Origin of the sequence: Mesorhizobium sp. M1E.F.Ca.ET.041.01.1.1, from assembly GCF_003997355.1 — a bacterium.
In the GTDB taxonomy this organism is placed as follows: Bacteria; Pseudomonadota; Alphaproteobacteria; order Rhizobiales; family Rhizobiaceae; genus Mesorhizobium.
This window is the reverse complement of record NZ_RZSL01000694.1, coordinates 1-2,780: the sequence shown is the minus strand read 5'-3', so window position 1 is coordinate 2,780 and position 2,780 is coordinate 1. Positions and strand designations below refer to the sequence as shown.

The following is a 2,780-nucleotide window of genomic DNA, read 5'->3' as shown; positions in this document are numbered from 1 at the left end:
CGCCAGCCTGCGCACGATGGACTGCAGCCGGTCATGGCTTTCATGGTGCAGTTGGTCGGCCTTGGTCGCCGCCACCAGGATGCGGTCGATGCGCCTGGAAAGCAGGTCGGTGACGAAATTGCCCCGGCCGGGCCGAAAACAGGAGAGGATTTCCGTGACGGCCCGTTCGAGATCGGCCATGGCGGCCGGGCCGGCGTTGAGCGCCTGCATGGCGTCGATCAGCACGATCTGCCGGTCGAGGCGGGTGATGTGCTCGCGAAAGAACGGTTTCACGACATGCGTCTTGTAGGCCTCGTAGCGCCGCTCCATCATCGCCTGCAGCGATCCGGAGCGCCGCCGTTCGGACAACCTCGTCAGCGGGGCGAAGGTCAGCGCGGGCGAGCCTTCGAGATCGCCCGGCATCAGGAAGCGACCAGGCGGCAGCGTGGAGAGCGCGCGCTCGTCGAGCTTGCAGGCCTTGAGATAAGCGGCGAAGCTTTCGGCGAGGCGGCGCGCCGTCATCTCGTCGGCGTCGGCGTCCGGATCGATGGCGCAAGCCAGTTCGCGCCATGCCTGCGAAAGGTCGGAGCGCACGGGCAGGGCCGCCAACTCGACCGCCTCGCGCGAAAAATCGGCGAAGGATTTGCCGAGAAGCGGCAGATCGAGCAGCCATTCGCCGGGATAATCGACGATATCGACCGACAGCTTTCCGGCCGAAAACAGGCGGTTCCAGCCGGAGGCCGATTCGTATTCGATGGTGAGCCTCAATTCGGAAATGGCGCGCGTCGAATCCGGCCAGACGCGGTCGTTGACCAGGGCGGCGATGTGGTCCTCGTACTGGAAGCGCGGAACGGCGTCGTCCGGTTGCTCCTCGAGGAAGGCGCGGGCGATGCGGCCGGACTTCTGCGCCTCGAACAGCGGCAGCCGCCCGCCATGGATCAGGTTGTGGACCAAAGCGGAGATGAAAACCGTCTTGCCGGCACGGGAGAGGCCGGTGACGCCGAGGCGCAGCGATGGCGAGAAGAGCCCGGCGGCGCGGCCCGACAATGTGTCGAGCGCAATTCTCGCCTCGTCGGTAAAGGTGGTCAGTGATGATGCCAAATCTGCCTCTGGGTCGCCCGTCAGGGGCCGATATAGGCGCTGGAGCCGTCGTTTGTAATGGCGTCAGAGATCGGCGGGGGTGAGAAAGGCTTCGAGATAGCCGTTGCCCTGAGCCGCCTCGGCGAGATTGCCGGGAAAACGCACGACAGCGAGGCCGGAGGTGGGAAAGCCATGGTTGAGCGTGCCGCGCGCGGCCTCGTCGCCGTCGCCTGATACCGCCATGGCGAGATCCTCCGTCATGGGATTGTGGCCGATCACCAGCAAGGAGCCGGCCCCGCCATTCTTGCGGATGATGTCGAGATAGCCGGCCGCATCCTCGCTGTAGAGCGTGTCGAAGAACATGACCCGACCGGTGTCGGTGCGGCCCGCCAGGCCTTCCAGCGTCTGCCGCGCCCGCTTGGCATTGGAACAGAGCGTGATATCCGGCACATAATTGCGGGCCCGCATGGCATCGCCCATCACCTCGGCATCGGCTATGCCCGATTCGTCGAGCGGACGATCGAAATCGCGCACACCGGGCAGCGCCCATCCGGCCTTGGCATGCCTCAACAGATAAAGTCTGCTCAACCGGACCCTCGTGGTGCTGACCTCGCAGCGCGATTAGTCACCAGAACGGTGTCAAGCACAATGGTCGACAGCCAGCAACGGCACCGAATCATGGATGAATTCGATCCAAGCCGTTCAAACAAAGGAGGCGGCGAGGCGCCATCGGTGCGAGACTAACAAATGCGTGAAACTGTTATCGTTTACGCTTGTGCAGGGCCTTGTCGACGAATATATAGGCGCCAAATTTGGGGTTGTTGGGTGAGTCGAATGAACGATATCGCTACCGCCGATTACGTACCCTCCGAAGACGAGCCGTTCATGAACGAACGGCAGAAATCTTACTTTCGCATGAAGCTCATCACCTGGAAGAACGATATCCTCCGGGAAGCGCGTGAAACCCTCGAAATCCTCCAGCAAGAAAACGCCAATCATCCCGACCTAGCCGACCGCGCCTCTTCCGAAACCGACCGTGCCATCGAATTGCGTGCTCGCGATCGCCAACGCAAGCTCATCTCGAAAATCGATTCCGCGCTGCAGCGCATCGACGAAGGCACCTACGGCTATTGCGAGGAAACCGGCGAGCCGATCGCGCTGAAGCGGCTCGACGCCCGCCCCATCGCGACGCTGTCGATCGAAGCGCAGGAGCGTCACGAGCGCCGCGAGAAGGTCTACCGCGACGACTGATGCAGGCAGGCATGGAATTTGTGAAAATGGCCGGGATTCCCGGCCATTTTGTTTTGAGGAGCTTTTTGCCGGAAAGTGTTGGAGAACGGGCGTCCGCCGGTTGCAGCGCGGCAAGAGCGGCTCAGCGGTTCTTGGAATCGCTGAACTGGTCCAACCGTTTTCTTCACGCAATTCCGGACGGAGAACCGCTACGCACTTTTCCTGTAATTGCTCTAAGGCCGTTGCCGGATCAGCGCTTGTGGCTGGCAAGCTCGCCGAGAAGCTTGGTCATCTCGTCATCGAGCGAAGGCTTGGCCGCCGGCGTTCCGGTCGCCGGCTTGGGGTGCGACTCGTCCAGCGATGCCTCGAGTTCGTGCATCAGCGTGTCGTCGATCGAATCGTTGGAGGGCGGCGGCGGGGAATGCCGGACGCTGCCGTTGCCCGTTCCATAGGCGGGGAGCGGCATGACTTTTGCGGTGGCCGGCTGGCTC

At 62.8% G+C, this 2,780-nt stretch carries 3 protein-coding genes and 1 pseudogene; 1 reads left to right on the top strand and 3 read right to left on the bottom strand.

The window, feature by feature from the left end; genetic code table 11:
* On the bottom strand, window positions 1-1,080 hold a 1,080-nt coding region (locus EOA38_RS32725), incomplete at its 3' end, for a YcjX family protein (RefSeq protein ID WP_127301172.1).
* A 63-nt stretch (window positions 1,081-1,143) separates the two neighbouring features.
* Window positions 1,144-1,647, bottom strand: coding sequence for a histidine phosphatase family protein (locus EOA38_RS32720; protein ID WP_127301171.1), 504 nt, complete (start codon window positions 1,645-1,647; stop codon window positions 1,144-1,146).
* A 246-nt stretch (window positions 1,648-1,893) separates the two neighbouring features.
* Here EOA38_RS32720 and dksA point away from each other — a divergent pair, with 246 nt between their 5' ends.
* Window positions 1,894-2,310, top strand: a complete 417-nt coding sequence (dksA, locus tag EOA38_RS32715; RefSeq protein WP_126093785.1) for an RNA polymerase-binding protein DksA — start codon at window positions 1,894-1,896, stop codon at window positions 2,308-2,310.
* A gap of 229 nt (window positions 2,311-2,539) precedes the next feature.
* Here dksA and EOA38_RS32710 read toward each other — a convergent pair.
* A pseudogene (locus EOA38_RS32710) lies at window positions 2,540-2,780 on the bottom strand (hypothetical protein); the annotation flags it as partial.